Source organism: Promicromonospora vindobonensis (genome assembly GCF_042685865.1).
GTDB classification, from domain to species: Bacteria; Actinomycetota; Actinomycetes; order Actinomycetales; family Cellulomonadaceae; genus Promicromonospora; species Promicromonospora vindobonensis.
This window is the reverse complement of sequence record NZ_JBHUOG010000001.1, coordinates 63,776-84,390: the sequence shown is the minus strand read 5'-3', so window position 1 is coordinate 84,390 and position 20,615 is coordinate 63,776. Positions and strand designations below refer to the sequence as shown.

The window sequence follows — 20,615 nt, the reverse complement described above, 5'->3', positions numbered from 1 at the left end:
GCGGACAGCCTAGCCCGGTGTTCCGGCTGGGCGGGTCAGCACCACGACACTGTGCCCCGTGACGGAGAGGCTGGTGCCCGCGTCCAGCACCGTTCCAGGCTCCGCGCTGCCGTCGGTGTCCAGCACCACCGTCCACGCCGCGCCGTAGGAACCGGGCGGCAGAGTGAAGTCCAGGGCCCCGGAATGGGCGTTGAGCAGCAACAGGAACGAGTCGTCGACCACTGCCTCGCCGCGTCCGCCGGTCTCCGTGATCGCGTCCCCGTTGAGGAAGACCGCCACCGTCCGGGCGTACGACTGGTGCCAGTCCGTCTCGTCCATCCGGGCGCCGGTGAGGTCGAGCCACTCGATGTCGGCGGGGCCGTCGGCCGCGTTCGGGCCGACCTTCCCGTCGAAGAACCGGCGGCGGTGCAGGATCGGGTGGTCCCTGCGCAGCCGGACGGCGTGGCGGGCGAACTTCAGCAGCGCCGCCCGCTCGTCGTCCAGCTCCCAGTTCATCCAGGCGAGCTCGTTGTCCTGGCAGTAGGCGTTGTTGTTGCCGTCCTGGGTGCGCCCGATCTCGTCGCCGTGCGCGATCATCGGCACGCCCTGGCTCAGCATGAGCGTCACCAGCAGGTTGCGGCGCTGGCGGGCGCGCAGCTCGCGCACCTCCGGGTCGTCGGTGGGACCCTCGACGCCGCAGTTCCAGGACCGGTTGTGGTTCTCGCCGTCCTTGTTGTCCTCGCCGTTGGCGTCGTTGTGCTTCTCGTCGTACGACGTGAGGTCCGCGAGCGTGAAGCCGTCGTGGGCCGTGACGAAGTTGATGGACGCGCTGGGCAGCCGCCCGCTGTCCTCGTACAGGTCGCTGGACCCGGTCAGGCGGGAGGCGAACTCGGGCAGCGTGGCCGGCTCACCGCGCCAGAAGTCGCGGACCGTGTCCCGGTACCGGCCGTTCCACTCGGTCCACAGGGGCGGGAACCCGCCCACCTGGTACCCGCCGTCGCCCAGGTCCCACGGCTCCGCGATCAGCTTGACCTGGGAGATCACCGGGTCCTGGTGCACGATGTCGAAGAACGCGCTCAGCCGGTCGACCTCGTGGAACTGGCGGGCGAGGGTGGCCGCCAGGTCGAAGCGGAACCCGTCGACGTGCATCTCCTCCACCCAGTACCGGAGCGAGTCCATGATGAGCTGCAGCACGGCGGGGGAGCGCATGAGCAGCGAGTTGCCGGTGCCGGTCGTGTCGAAGTAGTGCGCGTCGTCGCCGTCGACCAGCCGGTAGTAGGCGGCGTTGTCGATGCCGCGGAACCCCAGGGTCGGGCCGAGGTGGTTGCCCTCGGCGGTGTGGTTGTAGACGACGTCGAGCAGTACCTCGATGCCCGCCTGGTGCAGCGCCTTGACCATGGCCTTGAACTCCATGACCTGCTCGCCGCGCCTGCCGTAGCCCGCGTACCCGTTGTGCGGGGCGAAGAACCCGATCGTGTTGTAGCCCCAGTAGTTGCTCAGGCCCTTTGCCGCCAGCGACGGGTCGGTGACGAACTGGTGCACCGGCATCAGCTCGATCGCCGTGACGCCCAGCTTGGTCAGGTGCTCGATCACCGCGGGGTGGGCAAGCCCCGCGTAGGTGCCCCGCAGCTCGTCGGGGACGTCCGGGTGGCGCATCGTGAGGCCCTTGACGTGCGCCTCGTAGATCACGGTCTCGTGGTACGGCGTGGCAGGCGGCCGGTCGTGCCCCCAGTCGAAGAACGGGTTGACCACCACGGAGACCATGGTGTGGCCGAGGGAGTCGGCGGGGTCCGGCGTCGTGCCGGTGGTGGCCTGCTCGACGTCCGAGAACGAGTAGGAGAACAGGGACGGGTCCCCGTCGAGGTCGCCGTCCACGGCCTTGGCGTACGGGTCGAGGAGGAGCTTGGCCGGGTTGCAGCGGTGGCCGGCGGCCGGGTCGTACGGCCCGTGCACGCGGTACCCGTACCGCGTCCCCGGGCCCACGCCGGGCAGGTAGACGTGCCACACGTGCGCGTCGGTCTCGGTCACCTCGATGCGGGTCTCGGTGTCGTCGTCGGCCAGCAGGCACAGCTCGACCCGCTGTGCCACGGACGAGTAGAGCGTGAAGTTGGTGCCGGTACCGTCGAACGTCGCGCCGAGCGGGTAGGGGCGCCCTGGCCAGGTCTGCATCGGACGATCATCACACCCCTGCGGGGTACGTGGGGGGAGATCTGCGTGCTGGGCGTGCCGTCGTCGTGGAGGCTTCGAGGTGATTCGAAATACTGTGCCAAGCGGATGCGCCGAGGCCCGCCGTTCTGCGAGAATGAGACCATGATCACGGGGGAACCCCAGCCCGCTACCGACCCTGTCGATTCCGGTCCGACCGATCTGGTCGACGAGTCGAATGCTTCTTACGCGCACATCGCGCCGCCGGCCCATCGCCGCGCCGCAACCCGCCGAGGTCTGCTCGGCGGCGGAGATGTCTCCAAGGCACCACGCAACCTTGCCGGCTGCGAGCTCGACCCGATCTCTGGCGCGTCGAGCGGCGTGTCCTGGGACGACCCGGAAGAACTCTGACGACACCGCAGTCCTCGGCGCTGCACCCGCGGGCCTGCTGACGTTCACCGTCGGCAGGCCCGCGGGTGTTTTGCGCTCTCGCTCGGCCCGGCGCGCACCATGGCACGCCCATGATGAAGCCGGCCGCACTGCTGCCGGTGCTCGAACCGTTCCTCAGCGGGGCAGCCGCTCCGGGTCCACGGGGATGATGCGGGGCATGCCAGCGGGCGCCACCTGGCTCAGCGCCAGGTAGCGGGCCTCTGCCCGGTGCAGGCGGATGTGCTCGTCCAGCGACCACTGAGGCCCGTTGGTCAGCGTCATGCCGCACGAGCAGTCGATCTCCGCGCGGTCGCCCGGCAGGTTCCGCACCAGACCCACGGTCACGTGGGAGGCGCGGGCGTCGGCCTTGGCGCGATGCATCGCGGCGCTCACGGGGGCGTGTTCGGTCACGCGGGCCAGGTTAACCGCCCGGTCAGTGCGTGTGCGCGATGCCCTGCTCGTGCAGGCGCTCGTGCTCCTCGCGCTCCTTGATCCGCTGGGCGATGCGTGCCTGGACCTCCGCGCGCCGCAGCGGCGGCACCGTCTTCGGCGGCTGGCGGCGTTCCGGCAGCGCGTCGAGCAGGCGCGTCACGATGTCGGTGATCTCCTGCGTGGCCTGCTCCACCGGCTCGCGCGTGGCGTCGCTGACCTTCGTCACGCCGGTGACCTTGCGCACGAACTGCAGGGCCGCCGCAGTGATCTCTTCGTCGGTGGCGGGCGGCTCGAGCCCGCGTAGCGTCGTGATGTTTCGGCACATGGTCCGACCGTACGCCGGACGACGGCCCCGCGGGAGGGGGCCGCCGGCCTCCGGCGTCCGGTCAGTCGCTGCCCGACGGCGTCCCTGCCGCCCGCACCGGGATCGCCGCCGCCAGCGCGGCCGCCCCCATCGCGACGCCGCAGCCGAGCAGCAGGGCCACCCGGAACCCGGACTCGGTGGGCAGGGTGTGGTCGCCGTACGAGGTGCTCATCCGGGCGAGGACCACGCCGATCACGGCGGCCGCTGCCGAGGTGCCGATGGAGCGCATGAGCGCGTTGAAGCCGTTCGCCGCCGCCTTCTCGTCGGCGGGGACGGAGCCGAGGATGAGCGCCGGCATGGCGCCGTAGGCGAACCCGACGCCCGCCGAGGCGACGAACGCCGTGGCCGTGAGGCCGACGAGGCTGTCCATGGCGAGCGTCGACAGGCCGTAGCCGAGCGACATGACGAGGCCGCCGAGGACGAAGGTCGTCTTGGGACCCCGTGCGCGGGTGATGCGGGCGCCGACCGGCGCCATGAGCGTCATGGCGATGCCGGCGGGTGCCATCCAGAGGCCCATCTGGAGCATCGACTGGCCGAGGCCGAACCCCGTCTCGGTGGGTGCCTGCATGAGCTGGGGCAGGATCAGCGACTGCGCGTACATCGCGAAGCCGACCAGGATGGACGCGAGGTTCGTGACCAGCACGGCCGGCCGTGCGGTGGTGCGCAGGTCCACGAGGGGAGCCGGGGTGCGTAGCTCCCACCAGCCCCAGCCGAGGAGGGCCAGGACGGAGCCGGTGAACAGGCCCAGCACGAGCGGGCTGGTCCAGCCCCACTCGGCGCCCTTGGAGACGGCGAGCAGCAGGGCCACGAGGCCGGCGCTCAGACCGAGCACGCCGACGTAGTCGAACGGGGTGCGGACCCTGGCTCGCGCGGCGGGGGCGGGGATCGTCCGCCAGATGATCACGGCCATCAGGCCCGCGCAGACGGTGATCAGCCAGAACAGGAAGCGCCAGCTCGCGAACTGTGCGACGGCGGCGGCGAAGGGAAGGCCGAAGGCGCCACCGATCCCGAGCGACGAGCTCATCAGCGAGATCGCGCCGGCCGTGCGCTCCTTGGGCAGCAGGTCGTGGAGCATGCTGATCCCGAGCGGGATGAAGCCGGTCGCCAGGCCCTGCAGGCCGCGGCCGGTGACCATCACGGGCACCGTGGTCGCCACTGCGCAGACCGCGGAGCCGACGGCGAGCGGCAGCAAGGAGATCAGGAGCATCTTCTTCTTGCCGTACAGGTCGCCCAGCCTGCCCGCTACGGGGGTCGAGACGGCGGCGACCAGCAGGGTGACCGTGATGATCCAGGACGTGTCCGACGCGGGGGCGTCGAAGATGGCCGGCAGGGTCGCGATGATCGGGACCACGAGGGTCTGGGTCATCGCGACGACGATCCCCCCGATCGCGAGGACGGCGACGATGCGGTTCGGGGGCACCGTCGGGGCGGTGCCGCCGTCCGGCAGGGGCGTGGGGTGGGACGAGGTGGTCGTCACGAATCTCCTCGAAATAGTTGCTGTGCATCATGCACATTAGGCCGTCGGGCTCAGAGTGCCATATCTTGTGCATGATGCATAGCGCCGGTCGGCGCATGCGACCCGGAGGTAGCCGATGACGTCCCCGATCGACCGGATCGAGTACGAGGCCATGCTGTTCGGCCGCCACCTCGCCATGCTCCCCGCCGGCCGTTCGCGCCGGCACGGGGGGCTCCTCGACCAGAGCGCATACACCCTGCTCAGCCTGCTGGACGCCGGCGGGCCGGCCAGTCTGTCCGAGCTCGCAGGCGCCACCGGCCTCGACGTCTCGACGCTGAACCGGCAGACGGCGGCCCTGCGCGGCGCCGGGCTCGCGGAGCGGTTCGAGGACCCGGAAGGGGGTCAGGCCCGCAAGCTTCGGCTGTCGGACGACGGCCGCCGTCTGCTCACCGAGGAGCGCGAGGCGAGCCAGGCGCTGCTCGCCGAGCTGCTCACCGACTGGCCGGAGCAGGACCGGGCGAAGTTCGCCGAGCTCCTGACCCGGTACAACCGGGTGATCGAGGAACGGTCCGGGCGGCACTGGCCGCGACCGTGACTCGTGGGTACCCGGACCCGTGGCGGGTACCCGGGCCGGTGCGGCAGGGTAGGGGCATGGACACACCTGTCGAGGCCCTGCCCAGCCGCCGGACCGCTGTCACCGTCCGGGTGGTTCGCGACAGGGCTGGTGCCTGATGCGGTACTCGGTGAACATCCCCAACTTCGGCGACTTCGCCGATCCCCGCACCGTCGCGAGGGTGGCCCGGGCCGCCGAGGACGCCGGGTGGGACGGCCTCTTCGTCTGGGACCACGTCGTGCACAGCAAGGCGATGCGTCGCGGTCTGCCGTTCGGCGACCCGTGGATGCTGCTGACCGCCGCGGCGCTGGCGACGTCCCGGATCCGGCTGGGCACCCTGGTCACCCCGGTGGCCCGACGGCGCCCCGAGCAGCTCGCCCGGCAGGTGGCGACGCTCGACGTCGTCAGCGGCGGCCGCGTGATCTTCGGTGCGGGTCTCGGCGGGCCGGTCGAGGACGAGTTCGGCAGCTTCGGCGACGAGACCGACCCGGTGGTGCTCGCGGCGAAGCTCGACGAGGGGCTCGGCCTGCTCGCCCGCTACTGGGCGGGGGAGCGCGTCGACCACGACGGGCGGTACTACCGGGTGCGGGACGTGGAGATCCTGCCTGCGACGGTGCAGCGCCCGCGGCCGCCGGTGTGGGTGGGCGGGTTCTGGCCGAACCGCCGGCCGTTCCGGCGCGCGGCGCGGTGGGACGGCGTCGTGCCGCTGTTCGCCTCCGGGCACGGCGTGCCGCCGACGCCGGACGAGGTGCGGCAGGTCGCCGCGTACGTGGCCGAGCACCGGACGGCCGGCGGCCCGTTCGACGTCGTGGTCGGCGGGTCGACGACGCCGCAGCTGGCGGCCGACGCCGTCGGGCCGCTGGCCGAGGCCGGGGCGACCTGGTGGGACGAGCGGGGGCTGTACGCGTCGCCGGACCTCCACTCGCTCGGGCCGGTGCTGCGCCGGGTGGAGGCAGGGCCGCCGCGACCCTGAGCCTCAGCCGCCCTGCCTGGCGCCGCCCCAGCGTGCGATGTCCTCGTCGGTCACCTCCACCGGACCGGTGGCCGGCTGGGTGATCCGGATGTGGTTGCCGAACGGGTCGCGCAGGGCGCAGTCGATCCCGTACGGCTGCTCGACCGGTTCCTCGGTGAACTCGACGCCCTTGGCGCTGAGCTCGGCGTAGGTGCCGCGGCAGTCGTCGGTGGTCAGGATGCACGCGACCCCGAGCGCCCCCTTGGTCAGCAGGTCCCGGACCTGGGCCGCGACCTCTTCGCTCAGCGCCGGGGGACCCGGTATCTCGAGGAGCAGGTGGCGGTCGGGGTCGTTCGGCAGGGAGACGGTCAGCCAGCGCATGAAACCCATGTCGACGTCGTTGCTGACGGCGAACCCGAGCTTGCCGACGTAGAAGTCGAGGGCCTCGTCCTGGTCGATGACGTGCACGGCGGTGATGGAGATGGTGTTGAACATGTCCGCCACGCTACGGCGGGCCCGGTGCCGTGCGCTTCTCCGAAACTGCTCGGCTCCGAGACCGCTCAGCTCGCGGGGCGCAGCCAGCTCTTCGTGAAGCACACCGGAGCCGCGACCGGGCGCGTCCGGCGCCGGTACTCGGTCGGCGAGACGCCGACGATGTCCCGGAAGGTCCGGCTGAACGTCCCGAGGCTGTTGGACCCGACCATCAGCGCGACGTCGGTCACCGGGGTCGCCGTGTCGCGCAGCAGCGCCATCGCACGCTCGATCCGGCGTCGTTGCAGGTAGCGGTGCGGCGTCTCCCCGAACGCGGCCCGGAAGCCGCGGCTGAAGTGTGCGGGTGAGACGTGGGCGATGCGGGCCAGCGCGGGAACGTCGAGCGGCGTGCCGTAGTCGCGGTCGATGGCGTCCCTGGCCCGCAGCAGCCGGCGGTTGTCCTGCTCGCGTGCGGACATCGCCTGGCTCGCGCTCCGGCGGATCGCCGTACTGGCAGTCACGCGGTCAGCCTATGGCGGGGACGGTGTGTCGCCAAGGAAGACCGCGAGTTCGAGACGGCGCTCGCGGGCCGGCCTTGACGGAGTAATCACTAAGTGATTTAGTCACTTCTATGACTCAAGGTAGAGCCTCGTTCTCCGAGCAGCTTGCTGACGACATCGTCCAGCTGATCCGCTCCGAGAGCCTCGGACCGGGCGACGTGCTCGAGTCCTCACGCGACCTGGCCAAGCGGTTCGCCGTCACCACCCCGACCGTCCGGGAGGCGCTGCGGCGGCTCGAGGCCACCGGCGTCGTCGAGCTGCGGCACGGCTCCGGCACCTACATCGGCCCAGGCCTCGAACGGACCGTCCTGGCCAACCCGCACCGGCCGCACATCACCCGCGCGTCGGTGATCGAGCTCGTCCAGGCCCGCCTGGTCATCGAGCCCGGCATCGCCGCGCTGGCCGCGAGCGCCCGCGACGCCGCGGGGCTGCAGCGCCTGGAGGCCGCGACGGCGACGGCGCTGCAGCCGCCGGTGCACGGGTTCCGGCCGGCGCTCAACTTCCACGTGGAGCTGGCGGCGGCGTCGGGCAACGGCCTGCTGCGCGAGACCGTGGAGGCGCTGCTGCACGTGCGCGCCTCGGAGCAGACGGAGATCCGGTTCCGGTACGACGACCGCAACCGGGACCACGCGGAGCACCTGGAGATCCTGGCGGCGGTGCGTGACGGCGACGCCGCGGGGGCCGAGCGGCTGACGCGGGAGCACCTGACCACGATCCGGGCCTCGCTGGAGGCCGCGGACTTCGGCGGGGAGGCACCATGAGCGTGCCGGACCGCCTCGCGGAGATGACGACGTCGGAGGCCGCCGACGCCGTGTCGCGCGGCACGATCGTGCTGATCCCGGCCGGTGCCCTGGAGCAGCACGGCCCGGGCATGGCACTCGGCACCGACCTGGTGCGGGCCGAGGCCGTCGTGTCGCAGGTCGCCGCGAACCTGACCGGCCGCGTGGTGGTCGGTCCGTCGATCCCCGTCGGGGTGTCACCGCACCACATGGCGTTCCCCGGCACGGTGACCCTCACGACGGGCACGTTCGCCGCCGTCGTGCGGGAGTACGTGACCAGCCTGCACCGGCACGGCTGGACGCGGTTCCTGGTCGTCACCGGGCACGGCGGGAACAACGCCACGCTGACCACGGTGGCGCAGGACCTCCTCGTCTCGCACCCCGGCGTCCAGCTCGCCTGGTCACCCCTGACCTCGTTGGCGAGCGACGCCGTCGCCGCCATGCACCCCAGCGCCGTCACCGGGCACTCCGGTGAGGCCGAGACCGCGCAGATGCTGCACCTCGCACCGCACCTGGTGCACACCGACCGCCTCGAGCCGGGCACCACCACCCCGGACCAGCTCGACGACGTCTCCCGGACCGCGCGCCACCACGCCCAGCCCGCACTGACCCTGCCGTACGACCGGCTCAGCCCCAACGGTGTGCTCGGCGACCCGCGCCGCGCCACCGCAGAGGACGGCGCCGCGATCGTGAAGGCCATCGTCGGCCGCATCTCGACGTTCCTCGAGGAGTGGCTGGCCGCATAGGCCCGGCCCCGCACACCCACCCGGCACGAACCCTCGACGCACCTGGCCCGCCGGGTGTCCGTTCCGTCATGCCCGCACCCGCGGGCGGGCACCAGAAAGGACTCGCATGTCAACGACGACAGCATCATCCGCGCACGGCGGCACAGGGGGCGCTCGCCGGCGACCCGGCCAGCGTGCCGCACTCCTCACCGCACTGGCGCTCGTGGTCTCGGGCCTGGCAGGCCCGGTCGGTGCCACCACGGTGTCCGCCGCCCCGGCGCTGCCCGGTGCGGCGACCCAGCCCTCTGGCGCGGCCGCCCCTGCCGCCGCCGACCACCCGCTGCGTTCCGCCGGGTGCGGCACCGATCCGGGCCAGGAGCCCGGAAGCAGCGTGCTGCGCACCCTGACCAGCGACGGGCGGGAGCGGAGCGTGCAGCTGCACCTGCCCGACGGGTACCGCAGCGATCGTGCCTGGCCCGTGGTGCTCGTGTTCCACGGTCGTGGCAACACGGGTGCGGGAACCGAGGCGTTCGCCGGGCTGGACGCCCTGCCCGCCATCGTGGCCTACGGCAACGGCGTGATCGGCACCGGGAGCGGAGACCGGCAGGCCTGGGAGGGCGCGCCGTACTCCGCACCGGGGGTCGACGACATCGCCTACACGAACGACGTGCTGGACACCCTCGAGTCGGACCTGTGCGTGGACACGCGGCGGGTGTACGCCACCGGAAAGTCCAACGGCGGAGGGCTCGCCGGGATCCTGGCGTGCGAGCTGTCGGACCGGGTCGCCGCTGTCGCGCCGGTGGCAGCGGCGTTCTACGGGACCGGCCACCCGGACTGCGTCCCGGAGCGACCGGTGCCCGTCATCGAGTTCCACGGCACCAACGACGTGACCATCCCGTACGTCGGGGACGTCGACAGGGGCCTGCCCGCCATCCCGCACTGGGCCGGCGAGTGGGTCGAGCGCAACGGCTGCACCACCGGGCCCGACGTCGAGGCGACCGCCGCCGACGTGACCACCTACCGCTGGACCGACTGCGCCGCCGGCGCAGAGGTCACGCAGGTGGCCGTGCTCGGCGGTGGCCACACGTGGCCGGGCGAGGACAGCTACTCGGGCGGCGGGTACGCCACGCACAGCATCGAGGCCCACGAGGTGATGTGGGAGTTCCTGCGGGACGAGCGGCTGCCCGTCCGGTTCCTCGACGAGCGTGGTCAGGGGGCGACGTCATGACCACCACGTCCAAGCCAGGTACCGCCGGAGGACCAGGGACCGAACCGGACCGCCTGCCACGCGTCCTGCGCGCACTGGCCGTCGTCGAGCGCCTCGGTAACGCGCTGCCGCACCCGTTCTGGCTGTTCTGGATCCTCGCGGCGATCCTCGGGGTGGCCAGCGCCGTCCTCGCGGCCGCAGGCGTCTCCGTGGTCTCGCCGGCCGACGGCGAGGAGGTGGTGGTGCAGAACCTGTTCAGCGGCGAGGGCCTCGCGATGGCCGTGGAGACGGCCGTCGACAACTTCGCCGGGTTCGGTCCGATGGGCACCATCGTCGCCGTCATCATGGGCGTCGCGATCGCGGAGCGCACCGGCTTCCTCGCGGCGGCCATGAAGGTCTCCGTGTCCCGCGTGCCGGTGTCGTGGGTGGTGTTCGCCGTCGCGTTCGCCGGCACGGTCTCGCACGTGGCGAGCGCCGCCGCCTACATCATCCTGGTGCCGCTGGGCGGGCTCGCGTTCCGGGCGGTGGGCAAGTCGCCGATCCTCGGCATCGTCGTGGCCTACACGTCGATCGCGTCCGGGTACGACGCGAGCCCGATACCGACGCCGAACGACGCGATCTTCGCGGGCATCACCACGGAGGCCGCGCGGATCATCGACCCGACGGCCTACGTGTCGCCGGTGAGCAACTGGTACTTCAACATCGGGTCGTCGCTGCTGCTGGCGATCGTGATCACCCTGGTCACGAACCTGGTCCTGGCCAAGCGCCCGGACCTCGACGCCGACCCGGACGCCAACCTGGACGACGTCGCGAGCCTGGAGCTCACGCCGCGTGACCGGTCCGCGTTGCGCAGGGCGATGCTGGCCGGCGCGGTCGCCCTCGCCGCCATCGTCGCAGCGGTGCTGCCGTCGTCGTCCCCGCTGCGAGGAGAGGGCGGGAGCCTGACCGAGTCACCGTTCCTCGGCGGGATCGCTGCCGTCGTGGCCGTGATGTTCGCCCTGGTGGGCACGGTCTACGGAATGCGGTCCGGGTCGATCGCCACGGCTGCGGACGTGCCGAGGCTGATGGCGGAGGGCGTGCGCCAGATGGCGCCGGTGCTGGTGCTGTTCTTCGCGATCGCCCAGTTCCTGCAGTACTTCACGTGGACCCGCATCGGCGACGTCATCGCCGTGAACTCCGCGAACGCCCTCGAGACGACCGGCGTGCCGATCTGGATCGTGTTCCTGGGGATCCTGGCGCTGCTGTCCCTCGTCAACGTGCTGGTGACGAGCGGTTCGGCGATGTGGGCCATGGCGGCGCCCGTCGTGGTGCCGATGCTCATGCTGCTGGACGTGCCTGCGGAGACCACGCAGGCACTGTTCCGCATCGCCGACTCCGGGTCCACGGCGATCACGCCGATGAGCCCGTACTTCATCATGGCGCTCGGGTTCCTGCAGCGGTACCGCAAGGACGCCGGCATCGGCACCCTCGCGTCGTACACGCTGCCGCTGGCGGTCTGCATGACGATCGCCTGGACGCTGCTGTTCTTCGCCTGGTGGGGTCTCGGCATCCCGCTCGGGCCCGGGGCGCCGGTGCGCTGACCCGTCGGACCCGGTCCGTGACCCCGTCGGCGAGCGTGCCGGCGGGGTCACGGTGAGGATGAGCGGTGATGAACGCCATCCTGCTGCTGCCCCTCGGCATCGTCCTGCTCAACGTCTACGCGCTCGCCCTGGTGCTCCTGCGCGCGCCGCTGTTCCGTCTGCCGGTCTACTGGCCGATGGTGCTCAACGTCGGGCTGTCCGTCGCCCCCGCAGCGGTGCTGGGGATCGGGGTGCTCGTGGTGATCGCGGTGGTGAGCCTCGTCCCGAGCCAGGCGCTGCTGCTCGGGGTGATCGCGCTCGTACTCGTGCTGTGGGTCCTGCTGCTGCCGAACTCGGCCTACCTCGTGACCGAGCTGAACTTCTCGCACCGGCGGCCCTCGGGCGACCCGGCGCCCCTCTGGTACGACATCGTGATGGTGCTGTCGCTGGCGCTGTCCGGCGTGCTGAACATGCTGATGAACGTGCTGCTGGTGCAGTTCGCCTACGTGCTGCTGGTCCGGCCGAACGACAACGACCCGTACCGCCAGCCCGACTCCTGGGTGCTGGTGGCGGTCACCCTCGTGCTGGTGAGCGTCGGCATCTACCTGGGCCGGTACATCCGCTTCAACTCCTGGGACCTGCTGCACCCGTCGTCGTTCGTGCGCAAGCTCGTCGAGCACCTCCGGGTGCCTGCGCACCTGCGGACGCTGGCCGGCTTCGTCGTCGTGCACACGCTGTTCTTCGGGCTGACGTACCTGGTCGTGGTCGCGCCCGTGGTGCTGATGGTGGCCGCCGTGAACCAGTGAGCCGGTCCACGGCCCTGACCCGGCGTACCGGTACGCCGGGTCAGGGCCGTCGGCCCGCAGGGTTACCGGGTCAGTCCGGCAGGCCGGCGACCGCGAAGTAGGTGGTGCAGGTGCCGCCCTCCGCGTCGTACCCGGTCGCGAGCTCGAGCAGCTCGCCCCGCTCGGGCATGGCCAGCAGGCTCGAGCTGTAGTTGGGGCAGTAGTTGTTCCACGGCTCGAGGATCCGGACCGGGGCGTCGGCCGTGCCCCAGGGAGACTCCGGCGCCGCGTCGTTGGTCATGATCGTCGACCCGTTGCCCGGCTGCACCGTCCCGTCGGCGCCGTACAGCATCTGCCCGACGCCGAGCAGGCGCCCGTCACCGGTGCCATCGTTGTACCAGCTGATCGTCGGGGCGTGCCGGAAGTGGGCGCCGTCAGCGGTGCGCACCGGCTTGCCGAGGTGGTCGGCGGGCCCCCAGCTGACGCCGTCGGGCGACCGGCGGGTCAGGTGACGGCAGTCCTGGCCAGGGCCGCAGATCTCGTAGCTCATCAGGTACGTGCCACTGGGCAGCCGACGGACCACCGGCATCCCTGGGCGCAGCGCGGGGTCCTGCGCCGCCACGACGTTCTCCAGCGGGGACCAGGTCACCCCGTCGGCCGACGCAGTCTGCACGATGGTCTGGCTGTGCGTCGGCTGCTGGTTCTCGTCGGAGACGTAGAGCATCAGGTCACCGCCGGGCGTGACGGCGAACTCCGGCTCCCACAGCCCCTTGACGCCGGCGGCGGTGGCCGCGGTGGACACGTACTCCCAGGTCCGGCCCTGGTCCTTGCTGGCCCAGATCGGCAGCGTCATCCGGCGGGTGGCAGGGTCGGCCTGCTGCCCCACCGAGGCCGACCAGAGAAGCGTACCGGCCGGTAGGTCGCCCACCTGGCGGGGCAGCTCGTACAGCGTCGAGCAGCACAGGCCCTCGGCCGCACCCGGGTCGGAGACCGTTCCGATCCGGTCGAACGTGCGGCCGTCGTCGGTGCTGGAGAAGATCGCGCCGTGCCCGACGTCGCCGGTGAAGGTGACGGTGCTGGCGATGATCGTGCCGTTGGCCTCCCCGGAGTGCTCCAGCCGGATGGCGCGCGGGTAGAGGGCCGGGCCGTCCATCAGCCGGGTCCCGTTCTCCGCCCCGCCCGGTGGCGTCCCGGTAGGGCCTCCGGCGGTCGCTGGTGCGACGGCGGTGGTCAGCGTGAGGGCGGCGAGCGCCAGGGTCGTGAACAAGCGTCGTGCGACTGACATGCGTGTCACCTCTCGGATCGGCTCTGATCTCGAACAGTGGGTGGGCCGGCCCGCCGCGTCGAACGGGCGACCGCCGTCACCGTAGGCGCCGATCACGCGTGAGTCAACGTTGCATCAGTCCATTGTGGACAGAGAACCCCAGACGTTCGTAGAACGGCACGGCCGCGTCCCGGGCGTCCAGCGTGAGCTTCCGGACCCCCAGGCTGTCGGCCGTCGCACAGATCGCCTCCATCAGCAGGCGCCCGATGCCGCCGCCCTGGTGCTCCGGCAGCACGAAGACGCTCTGCACGTCACCCGAGCGACGCACGAGGTCGCCGGGGTTGGGCGCGCGCTCGAACACCGCCAGCCACGCCATCCCGACCAGGTCGCCGTCCAGGACCGCGATCTGGCAGACCGACCGTTCGCCGCGCTCGTCCATCCACCGCCGGAGCGCCCCGGCGAACTCCCTGGCCTCGTCGTCGCTCGGCGTGCGGTCGGGGACCGCCCAGCGCCAGCGCAGCGCGGCCAGCGCGGGCGCATCGTCGGGGGTCGCGGTCCTGACGAAGAGGTCTGCTGCCATGGCGCCAGCCTGGCACGAGGCGGCGCGGGGCGGCGCGGGGTGGCACGGGGCGGCACGGGGCGGCGGGCGCCGCATAGGATCGCGAGCGTGACCGCGTCGCGCCGGAGGAACCACCAGATCGCCGTCCTGGTGCTCGAGGGTGCCAAGCCGCTCGACGTCGGCATCCCCGCGCAGGTGTTCTCCAACCGGCCGAGCATGCCCTACGAGGTGCGGGTCTGCGGCGCCGCGCCCGGGCTGGTGACCGGCGGAGACGGCCTGTCGTACCACGTGGCCGAGGGGCTCGACGCTCTGGAGCGGGCCGACACGGTGTTCGTCCCCGGCTATCGGACGCCGGCCGCCGCCGACCCGCCCGCCGTCGTCGTCGACGCGCTCAAGACCGCCCACGCTCGCGGGGCCCGGCTCGCCGCCATCTCGACCGGAGCGTTCGCACTGGCCGCGACGGGCCTGCTCGACGGCAAGCGGGCGACCACCCACTGGCACTACACGAAGGCGCTCCGCGAGCGGCACCCGCTCGTGCAGGTGGACGAGAACGTGCTGTTCGTGGACGAGGGCGGCGTGCTGACCTCCGCGGGTGCGGCGTCCGGCATCGACCTGTGCCTGCACCTGGTGCGGCGCGACCACGGGGTGGGTCTGTCCAACCACGTGGCCAGGCGGCTGGTGGCCGCGCCGTACCGCAGCGGGGGACAGGCGCAGTACGTCCCCCGCAGCGTTCCCGAGCCGCTCGGCGACGTGTTCGCCGACACGCGGGCGTGGGCCCTGGAGCACCTGGCCGAGCCGCTGACGCTCGACGCGCTCGCGCGTAACGCGCGGGTCTCTGCGCGCACGTTCTCGCGGCGGTTCGTGGAGGACACCGGCTACACGCCGATGCAGTGGGTGCTCCGGGCCCGGGTGGACCTGGCGCGGGAGCTCCTGGAGCGCAGCGACCTGAGCGTCGAGCAGGTCGCGCACCGGGTGGGGCTGGGCACCGCCGCCAACCTGCGCCTGCACTTCCACCGGATCCTCGGCACGTCGCCGACGGAGTACCGGCACACGTTCTCGGCCTGAGGATCGGGGCCTGGCGAGATCCTTGCGGGCGGTGGCGGTATGTCTGGCGATTTACTTGCGCACCATGGCCTTCCAGCCGCTTTCGACGGTGCGCTCGACCGCCGAGCATTGAGGTATGACTCGCATCGCCATCAATGGCTTCGGCCGAATCGGCCGCAACTCCCTCCGTGCCCTGCTCGAGCGCGACAGCGACCTCGAGGTGGTCGCGATCAACGACCTCACCGCCCCGGATGCCCTGGCGCACCTGCTCAAGTACGACAGCGCGCTGGGCCGCCTGGGCCGCTCCATCGCGGTCGAGGGCTCCGACCTCCTCGTCGACGGACGGCGGATCAAGGTGCTCGGCGAGCGGGAGCCCGCCAGGCTGCCCTGGGCGGAGCTCGACGTCGACATCGTGCTCGAGGCGACCGGCCGGTTCACCTCGGCCGACGCCGCCCGCGCGCACCTCGACGCCGGCGCCCGGAAGGTGCTCGTCAGCGCTCCCTCCGCCGGCGCGGACGTCACGCTCGCCTACGGCGTGAACACCGACGCCTACGACCCGGCGACGCACGTGATCGTCTCGAACGCCTCGTGCACCACGAACGCGCTGGCTCCACTGGCCTCCGTCCTGGACGACCTGGCCGGGATCGAGCACGGCTTCATGACCACCGTCCACGCCTACACGCAGGAGCAGAACCTGCAGGACGGGCCGCACCGGGACCTGCGCAGGGCCCGCGCCGCCGCGGTCAACATCGTCCCGACGACGACGGGTGCGGCCAAGGCGATCGGCCTGGTGCTGCCGAACCTGAACGGCAAGCTGTCGGGCGACTCGATCCGCGTGCCCGTGCCGGTGGGCTCCCTCGTAGAGCTGAACACCACCGTCGCCCGCGAGGTCACCCGCGACGAGGTGCTCGCTGCCTACCGCACCGCGGCCGACGGCCGGCTCAAGGGCATCCTCGACTACTCCGCCGAGCCGCTGGTCTCCAGCGACATCACCGGCGAGCCGGCGTCGGCGATCTTCGACGCCGCGCTGGTCCGCGTCGATGGGAAGCACGTCAAGGTCGTGGCCTGGTACGACAACGAGTGGGGCTTCTCCAACCGCGTGATCGACACCCTGGAGCTGCTCACCCGCGACTGAGCCACTGCTCCGGGGAAACATGTACCGCTCGGGCTGTGTTGCCGGGAGTAGACACCGTCTACTCCCGGCAACACAGCCCGAACGCGTGGTGTCTCCCCGCGCGGACGTCAGGGCGAGACGGACGCGGCGACGGACTCGACCCACTGCCGCTGGCGCCGCGTCTCGACCGCGCGCGGCCGGTAGTGCGCGCGCACCCACGCCACGGCGTCGTCGGGTGCCACCCCGCTCAGGATGGCAAGGAACGCGAGTGCGGTTCCGGTCCTGCCGACCCCGCCGCCGCAGGCGACCTCGACCCGCTCGGACGCCGCCCGCGAGTGCGCCTCCCGCAGGGCGGCGACGGCCTGTTCCGTCGAGTCGGGCAGCCGGAAGTCGCGCCAGCGGACCCACCGGTACTCCCACTCGGGCCGCGGGTCCCTGCCGAGCAGGTAGACCGCGAGGTCCGGGGGAGGGGCGTCCCGCCGTGGACGGCGCAGGCCCGCGCCGCGCACCCGCCTGCCGTCCGGCAGCTCGACGACGCCGTCGATCAGGTCCCACTGGCTCATCGCCCCAGCGTAGTGAGCCGTCCGCAAGGACGTCACCATCGCGAGCGCGAGCATCGCCGTCCAGGGGCGGTGCGCCCTTCACCTGAGACCCGGTGCGCCGCTGAGCCACGGCCCGATGTGGGTGGTGCGTGCCAGGATGGATGACATGGCGACAGGCTCTCGCATCCAGGCAGTCGAGCGCGCGACCGGCAGGAGCTGGGACGAGTGGCTCGAGCACCTGGCGCGCATCGGTGCGAGCGAGCTCACGCACCACGAGATCGCCTCGGCGGTCCTGGGTGAGCTGGACGGAAAGATCGACAACCCCGGGTGGTGGGCCCAGTCGACCACCGTCGCCTACGAGCAGTACATCGGCAGACGTGTGCCCGGCCAGCAGACCGACGGCACGTTCCAGACGAGCGTGAGCAGGTCGACGTCGCTCGGCATGGAAGCCCTCATGCGCGCCTGGACCGAGTTCGCCGCCGGCAACGAGGGCGTCCGCGGGCTCATCACGGGCGAGCCACGGGTCAGCGGAACGGTCAAGCGCATCACCTGGCGCGCCAAGGCACAGGAGGGCGAGTCCGTGATCGTCATCAGCGAGCCCAAGAAGGACGGGACTGCCTCCCTGGTCGTCCAGCATCTCGGATCGCCGACACCCGAGCGCAACGACGAGGTCAAGGACCTGTGGCGGGGGATCGTCTCGGGTTTCGTCGCCGGACTCTGAGGCCGGCCGCGAGGGGCCGGTACGACGAGAGCGACCCCCGGCCGGCTGGCCGGGGGTCGCTCGCCGCAGGACTCAGAAGGTCCAGCGCTGCGCTTCCGCACCCGAGCAGGTACGGATCTCGAGGCGCTGGCCGTCGTGCAGCGGCGTGCCCCCGACCGCCGTCAGGCACTTGCCGGACTGCGGGTTGACGAGGGCGCGAGAGGCGGACCGGTAGGTCCAGCTCTGGGCACCCGTGCCGTTGCAGGTCCACAGCTGGACGGCGGCGCCGTCGGCGGTGCTGCCGCCCGAGATGTCCATGCACCTGCCCAGCGCGCTGATGGTCGACCCGGACCGCGTCCAGGTCTGGGCGGCGTTGCCGCTGCAGTTGACGATCTGCAGCGGGTTGCCGTCGTGCGAGTCGGCCCAGGGGACGTCCACGCACATGCCGTTCGCCGCGTGCACCGGGCTGGTGCCCTGCGGCAGAGCGTCACCGCTACCACCACCGCCGTCGCCCCCGCCGCCGTCGGACCCGGCGATGGGCGTCGCGGCACCCTGGAACGGGTCGAGCTGCATGTAGGCCGCCAAGGGGTTGCCGTCGTGGACCAGCGACTCCTGCGCCAGGACGTCGTCGAACGCGAAGCCGTAGGCCTTGCCGTTCGCCATCTGCTCGTGGATGTACTTGGCGTAGTAGTCGGTCACGGACTCCTGGTAGAAACCGGACGTGCTGGTGCCGGGCTGAGTGGTGGTGGTCAGCAGGGTGGTGCGGTGGAAGCCTGCGCACAGCGTGCGGGCGATGGCGCCGATGTCGTTGTTCGGCGCCGCCAGGTCCTTGTAGCAGCCGAAGATCGAGTCGCTCGACGGCTTGCGGAACTCCGTGACGTAGGCGCCCGACGCGTTGGTGAACCGCATGACGCCGTTGACCACGCGGCCCGTGAACCGGGCGGCCGGGTCGTACGAATAGGGCGCGACGGTGAGGGGTTCGTTCGCATACTTGGCCCAGACGCGGTCGACGTAGCCGGCCATCATGTTCGCGTCCATCTGCCCGGTCTCGATCGCGTGGCCGGGGGCCAGGATCCGCAGGAGGGAGCCGTCGGGCGCCCGCTGGGCGAGGTTTCCCCACCCGGGTGTCGCGGCCAGGGCGTTGAGGACGTTGGGGTAGCCGTCGGGCTTCAGCATGCCGGTGCTGATCACCGTGCCGTCACCCTTCTTCAGGCCCGTCTGGTAGGGCGCGGAGAGGAAGTCGACCTGGGTGCTGTTGATCCACAGGCCGTCGTCGTTGAGCGTGAACTCGGTCCAGGCGAACAGCTTGTTGCGGTTCGGGTCGTTCGGGTTCTGCACCGCTGGCTGGACCAGCTGCCCGTTGTTGACGATCTTGAACGACAGCTTGCTGCTGTACGAGAAGTACACCCGGCCGGACAGCTTGGGCAGCCGGATGGTCATCGACTGCCCGTCCCGCGGGCCGGCGATCGAGGCGTCGGGCGCGTCGACGGGCGTTCCGCCCACCGTGGGCCACTGGTGGAATGCGCCACCCGCGTCGGACCAGCCGAGCCGGCCTTCACCGGGAGTACCGAGGACATAGATGAAGATCTGGTCGCCGCGACCGGAGTCGTTGGTGATGGTCATGGGGATCGTGGCGGGGACCGCGGTGGCGGGCGTGGGCTGGGTGACGACGAGGGCGGTCGCGGTGATGGCGAGCGCGCCGAACGCGGCGATCGCGTTCACCAGCCTGCGGAGTCTGGGCCTTCGGGTACGTGACCGTGCTGATGACATGGGGAGATCTCCTCGGTTCCGGTGGTACGTCGTTGTACTTACTGGACTGTCAGCAAAACGGATATTAGTGAGGAATCCTGCCTATGTCACTAGCCGGGCGCGATCTCGTGAGTCGGCAGGCCCCCGGTTAGTGTCGATCGGAGTGGAACAACCGACTCCGACCAGCCGAGGAGATGGTCCCCGTGCAGGCGACCAGCAAGCCGCGCCACCGCAGTATCGATGTCGACGGGCTCGAGATCTTCTACCGGGAGGCCGGTGCGCGGGACCTGCCCTGCGTGCTGCTGCTGCACGGCTTCCCCAGCTCCTCGCACAGCTTTCGGCAGGTGCTCTCGCCGCTGGCTGAGGTGAGTCGCGTCGTCGCGCCGGACCTCCCGGGCTTCGGGTTCTCCGCAGCGCCGGGCGTCGACGAGTACGACTACACGTTCGCCAACCTGGCGGACACGATCGAGGCGTTCCTCGACCAGATCGGGGTGGACGAGTTCTTCGTCTACCTGCACGACTTCGGCGCCCCGGTCGGGTACTACCTGGCTACCCGGTACCCCGAGCGTGTGCTCGGGCTCATCGTGCAGAACGGCAACGCCCACGAGGACGGGCTGGGCAGCCAGTGGGACGGTGCGAAGGCGTACTGGGCCGACCCCTCGGAGGCCAACCGCGCGCGGCTGCCCGAGTGGCTCAACTTCGAGGGCGTCCGCGACGAGTACGTGAGCGGGGTGCCGGAGCGGGTGCGGGTGCACCAGCCGCCCGAGTCCTGGCACCTGGACTGGGAGCGGATGTCGCGGCCCGGAAACCTCGAGGCCCAGTTCCGGCTGTTCCGCGACTATGCGAACCACGTCGCCCGGTTCGGCGAGCTGGCCGACTACCACCGGACCCATCAGCCGCCGTGCCTGGTGCTCTGGGGACGCCACGACGCGTACTTCGACCTGCCCGAGATCATGGGCTACGCCCGGACGCTCGACCGGCTGGAGATGCACGTGTACGACGCCGGTCACATGCTGCTGGAGACGCACTCGGCGGAGTGCGCGGCGGTGATGGGGGCGTTCGTCAGGGACGTGAGCACTGCCACCGGGGTCGGAGGCCCGCTGTGAGATGAGGGTGCGCGTGGCCCGGGGTGCCGTTGCGGCTTGACCGGCGGGGAGCGCGGGCGCGGGCGAGTGGCCTGTGGGCGC

At 71.5% G+C, this 20,615-nt stretch carries 22 protein-coding genes; 12 read left to right on the top strand and 10 right to left on the bottom strand.

What is annotated here, in order from left to right:
* Nucleotides 1-9 precede the first annotated feature (9 nt).
* Nucleotides 10-2,148: a glycogen debranching protein GlgX gene (glgX, locus tag ACFS27_RS00465; protein WP_377179234.1), complete on the bottom strand. Its 2,139-nt coding sequence runs from the start codon at nucleotides 2,146-2,148 to the stop codon at nucleotides 10-12.
* A gap of 45 nt (nucleotides 2,149-2,193) precedes the next feature.
* Between glgX and ACFS27_RS00460 the strand changes: the two genes are divergently transcribed.
* Nucleotides 2,194-2,535, top strand: coding sequence for a hypothetical protein (locus ACFS27_RS00460; protein WP_377179232.1), 342 nt, complete (start codon nucleotides 2,194-2,196; stop codon nucleotides 2,533-2,535).
* A gap of 153 nt (nucleotides 2,536-2,688) precedes the next feature.
* On the opposite strand, the gene ACFS27_RS00455 is transcribed toward ACFS27_RS00460, so the two are convergent.
* The 3 genes from ACFS27_RS00455 to ACFS27_RS00445 all read right to left on the bottom strand — a co-directional run bounded on the left by ACFS27_RS00455 (nucleotide 2,689) and on the right by ACFS27_RS00445 (nucleotide 4,826).
* Nucleotides 2,689-2,964: a hypothetical protein gene (locus ACFS27_RS00455; RefSeq protein ID WP_377179230.1), complete on the bottom strand. Its 276-nt coding sequence runs from the start codon at nucleotides 2,962-2,964 to the stop codon at nucleotides 2,689-2,691.
* 22 nt (nucleotides 2,965-2,986) lie between these two features.
* The gene (locus ACFS27_RS00450) at nucleotides 2,987-3,310 is read right to left on the bottom strand and encodes a DUF2277 domain-containing protein (RefSeq protein WP_377179228.1); all 324 of its coding nucleotides are present in this window, start codon (nucleotides 3,308-3,310) and stop codon (nucleotides 2,987-2,989) included.
* A gap of 61 nt (nucleotides 3,311-3,371) precedes the next feature.
* Nucleotides 3,372-4,826, bottom strand: coding sequence for an MFS transporter (locus tag ACFS27_RS00445; protein WP_377179226.1), 1,455 nt, complete (start codon nucleotides 4,824-4,826; stop codon nucleotides 3,372-3,374).
* 115 nt (nucleotides 4,827-4,941) lie between these two features.
* Between ACFS27_RS00445 and ACFS27_RS00440 the strand changes: the two genes are divergently transcribed.
* Together ACFS27_RS00440 and ACFS27_RS00435 are read left to right on the top strand one after the other, a co-directional pair.
* Nucleotides 4,942-5,400 carry a MarR family winged helix-turn-helix transcriptional regulator gene (locus tag ACFS27_RS00440; RefSeq protein WP_377179224.1) on the top strand — a complete coding sequence of 153 codons (459 nt, stop codon included), beginning with the start codon at nucleotides 4,942-4,944 and terminating at the stop codon, nucleotides 5,398-5,400.
* A gap of 136 nt (nucleotides 5,401-5,536) precedes the next feature.
* Nucleotides 5,537-6,391: an LLM class flavin-dependent oxidoreductase gene (locus ACFS27_RS00435; RefSeq protein ID WP_377179222.1), complete on the top strand. Its 855-nt coding sequence runs from the start codon at nucleotides 5,537-5,539 to the stop codon at nucleotides 6,389-6,391.
* A 3-nt stretch (nucleotides 6,392-6,394) separates the two neighbouring features.
* Here ACFS27_RS00435 and ACFS27_RS00430 read toward each other — a convergent pair whose 3' ends face one another.
* Nucleotides 6,395-6,865 carry a VOC family protein gene (locus ACFS27_RS00430; protein ID WP_377179220.1) on the bottom strand — a complete coding sequence of 157 codons (471 nt, stop codon included), beginning with the start codon at nucleotides 6,863-6,865 and terminating at the stop codon, nucleotides 6,395-6,397.
* A 65-nt stretch (nucleotides 6,866-6,930) separates the two neighbouring features.
* Nucleotides 6,931-7,320: a helix-turn-helix domain-containing protein gene (locus ACFS27_RS00425; RefSeq protein ID WP_377183554.1), complete on the bottom strand. Its 390-nt coding sequence runs from the start codon at nucleotides 7,318-7,320 to the stop codon at nucleotides 6,931-6,933.
* A gap of 152 nt (nucleotides 7,321-7,472) precedes the next feature.
* Between ACFS27_RS00425 and ACFS27_RS00420 the strand changes: the two genes are divergently transcribed.
* The 5 genes from ACFS27_RS00420 to ACFS27_RS00400 all read left to right on the top strand — a co-directional run bounded on the left by ACFS27_RS00420 (nucleotide 7,473) and on the right by ACFS27_RS00400 (nucleotide 12,477).
* Nucleotides 7,473-8,162 carry a FadR/GntR family transcriptional regulator gene (locus tag ACFS27_RS00420; RefSeq protein WP_377179218.1) on the top strand — a complete coding sequence of 230 codons (690 nt, stop codon included), beginning with the start codon at nucleotides 7,473-7,475 and terminating at the stop codon, nucleotides 8,160-8,162.
* On the top strand, nucleotides 8,159-8,926 hold the full coding sequence (locus ACFS27_RS00415) for a creatininase family protein (protein ID WP_377179216.1): 768 nt from the start codon (nucleotides 8,159-8,161) through the stop codon (nucleotides 8,924-8,926). Before ACFS27_RS00420 ends, ACFS27_RS00415 begins: the two co-directional genes overlap by 4 nt.
* Nucleotides 8,927-9,032: 106 nt before the next feature.
* Nucleotides 9,033-10,133 (top strand): alpha/beta hydrolase family esterase, encoded by a 1,101-nt coding sequence (locus tag ACFS27_RS00410; RefSeq protein ID WP_377179214.1) that lies wholly within the window; start codon nucleotides 9,033-9,035, stop codon nucleotides 10,131-10,133.
* A complete protein-coding gene (locus tag ACFS27_RS00405) occupies nucleotides 10,130-11,692 on the top strand; it encodes an AbgT family transporter (protein ID WP_377179212.1) in 1,563 nt (520 codons plus the stop codon). Before ACFS27_RS00410 ends, ACFS27_RS00405 begins: the two co-directional genes overlap by 4 nt.
* 68 nt (nucleotides 11,693-11,760) lie before the next feature.
* A complete protein-coding gene (locus ACFS27_RS00400) occupies nucleotides 11,761-12,477 on the top strand; it encodes a DUF1361 domain-containing protein (RefSeq protein ID WP_377179210.1) in 717 nt (238 codons plus the stop codon).
* Nucleotides 12,478-12,547: 70 nt separating this feature from the next.
* Here the strand turns inward: ACFS27_RS00400 and ACFS27_RS00395 are convergent, their stop codons facing one another.
* Entirely contained in the window at nucleotides 12,548-13,741 is a 1,194-nt protein-coding gene (locus tag ACFS27_RS00395) for a sialidase family protein (RefSeq protein WP_377179208.1), read from the bottom strand.
* 103 nt (nucleotides 13,742-13,844) lie between these two features.
* Nucleotides 13,845-14,300 (bottom strand): GNAT family N-acetyltransferase, encoded by a 456-nt coding sequence (locus tag ACFS27_RS00390; protein WP_377179206.1) that lies wholly within the window; start codon nucleotides 14,298-14,300, stop codon nucleotides 13,845-13,847.
* A gap of 87 nt (nucleotides 14,301-14,387) precedes the next feature.
* Here ACFS27_RS00390 and ACFS27_RS00385 point away from each other — a divergent pair, with 87 nt between their 5' ends.
* Both ACFS27_RS00385 and gap read left to right on the top strand, forming a co-directional pair.
* Nucleotides 14,388-15,344 (top strand): GlxA family transcriptional regulator, encoded by a 957-nt coding sequence (locus tag ACFS27_RS00385; RefSeq protein WP_377179204.1) that lies wholly within the window; start codon nucleotides 14,388-14,390, stop codon nucleotides 15,342-15,344.
* Between the two features lie 115 nt (nucleotides 15,345-15,459).
* The gene (gap, locus tag ACFS27_RS00380; RefSeq protein WP_377179202.1) at nucleotides 15,460-16,458 is read left to right on the top strand and encodes a type I glyceraldehyde-3-phosphate dehydrogenase; all 999 of its coding nucleotides are present in this window, start codon (nucleotides 15,460-15,462) and stop codon (nucleotides 16,456-16,458) included.
* 107 nt (nucleotides 16,459-16,565) lie between these two features.
* On the opposite strand, the gene ACFS27_RS00375 is transcribed toward gap, so the two are convergent.
* Entirely contained in the window at nucleotides 16,566-17,000 is a 435-nt protein-coding gene (locus ACFS27_RS00375; RefSeq protein WP_377179200.1) for a protein-tyrosine phosphatase family protein, read from the bottom strand.
* A 145-nt stretch (nucleotides 17,001-17,145) separates the two neighbouring features.
* Here ACFS27_RS00375 and ACFS27_RS00370 point away from each other — a divergent pair, with 145 nt between their 5' ends.
* Entirely contained in the window at nucleotides 17,146-17,700 is a 555-nt protein-coding gene (locus ACFS27_RS00370) for a hypothetical protein (RefSeq protein WP_377179198.1), read from the top strand.
* A gap of 72 nt (nucleotides 17,701-17,772) precedes the next feature.
* Here the strand turns inward: ACFS27_RS00370 and ACFS27_RS00365 are convergent, their stop codons facing one another.
* Entirely contained in the window at nucleotides 17,773-19,401 is a 1,629-nt protein-coding gene (locus tag ACFS27_RS00365; RefSeq protein WP_377179196.1) for a beta-1,3-glucanase family protein, read from the bottom strand.
* Nucleotides 19,402-19,631: 230 nt separating this feature from the next.
* Between ACFS27_RS00365 and ACFS27_RS00360 the strand changes: the two genes are divergently transcribed.
* A complete protein-coding gene (locus ACFS27_RS00360; protein ID WP_377179194.1) occupies nucleotides 19,632-20,534 on the top strand; it encodes an alpha/beta fold hydrolase in 903 nt (300 codons plus the stop codon).
* Nucleotides 20,535-20,615 lie beyond the last annotated feature (81 nt).

Excerpts from the sequence above, each read along its gene's own strand:
- glgX (WP_377179234.1), bottom strand. The coding sequence starts at position 2,148 with ATGCAGACCTGGCCAGGGCGCCCCTACCCGCTCGGCGCGACGTTCGAC.
- ACFS27_RS00450 (WP_377179228.1), bottom strand. The coding sequence starts at position 3,310 with ATGTGCCGAAACATCACGACGCTACGCGGGCTCGAGCCGCCCGCCACC.
- ACFS27_RS00440 (WP_377179224.1), top strand. The coding sequence starts at position 4,942 with ATGACGTCCCCGATCGACCGGATCGAGTACGAGGCCATGCTGTTCGGC.
- ACFS27_RS00435 (WP_377179222.1), top strand. The coding sequence starts at position 5,537 with ATGCGGTACTCGGTGAACATCCCCAACTTCGGCGACTTCGCCGATCCC.
- ACFS27_RS00430 (WP_377179220.1), bottom strand. The coding sequence starts at position 6,865 with ATGTTCAACACCATCTCCATCACCGCCGTGCACGTCATCGACCAGGAC.
- ACFS27_RS00425 (WP_377183554.1), bottom strand. The coding sequence starts at position 7,320 with ATGTCCGCACGCGAGCAGGACAACCGCCGGCTGCTGCGGGCCAGGGAC.
- ACFS27_RS00420 (WP_377179218.1), top strand. The coding sequence starts at position 7,473 with ATGACTCAAGGTAGAGCCTCGTTCTCCGAGCAGCTTGCTGACGACATC.
- ACFS27_RS00415 (WP_377179216.1), top strand. The coding sequence starts at position 8,159 with ATGAGCGTGCCGGACCGCCTCGCGGAGATGACGACGTCGGAGGCCGCC.
- ACFS27_RS00410 (WP_377179214.1), top strand. The coding sequence starts at position 9,033 with ATGTCAACGACGACAGCATCATCCGCGCACGGCGGCACAGGGGGCGCT.
- ACFS27_RS00405 (WP_377179212.1), top strand. The coding sequence starts at position 10,130 with ATGACCACCACGTCCAAGCCAGGTACCGCCGGAGGACCAGGGACCGAA.
- ACFS27_RS00400 (WP_377179210.1), top strand. The coding sequence starts at position 11,761 with ATGAACGCCATCCTGCTGCTGCCCCTCGGCATCGTCCTGCTCAACGTC.
- ACFS27_RS00395 (WP_377179208.1), bottom strand. The coding sequence starts at position 13,741 with ATGTCAGTCGCACGACGCTTGTTCACGACCCTGGCGCTCGCCGCCCTC.
- ACFS27_RS00390 (WP_377179206.1), bottom strand. The coding sequence starts at position 14,300 with ATGGCAGCAGACCTCTTCGTCAGGACCGCGACCCCCGACGATGCGCCC.
- gap (WP_377179202.1), top strand. The coding sequence starts at position 15,460 with ATGACTCGCATCGCCATCAATGGCTTCGGCCGAATCGGCCGCAACTCC.
- ACFS27_RS00375 (WP_377179200.1), bottom strand. The coding sequence starts at position 17,000 with ATGAGCCAGTGGGACCTGATCGACGGCGTCGTCGAGCTGCCGGACGGC.
- ACFS27_RS00370 (WP_377179198.1), top strand. The coding sequence starts at position 17,146 with ATGGCGACAGGCTCTCGCATCCAGGCAGTCGAGCGCGCGACCGGCAGG.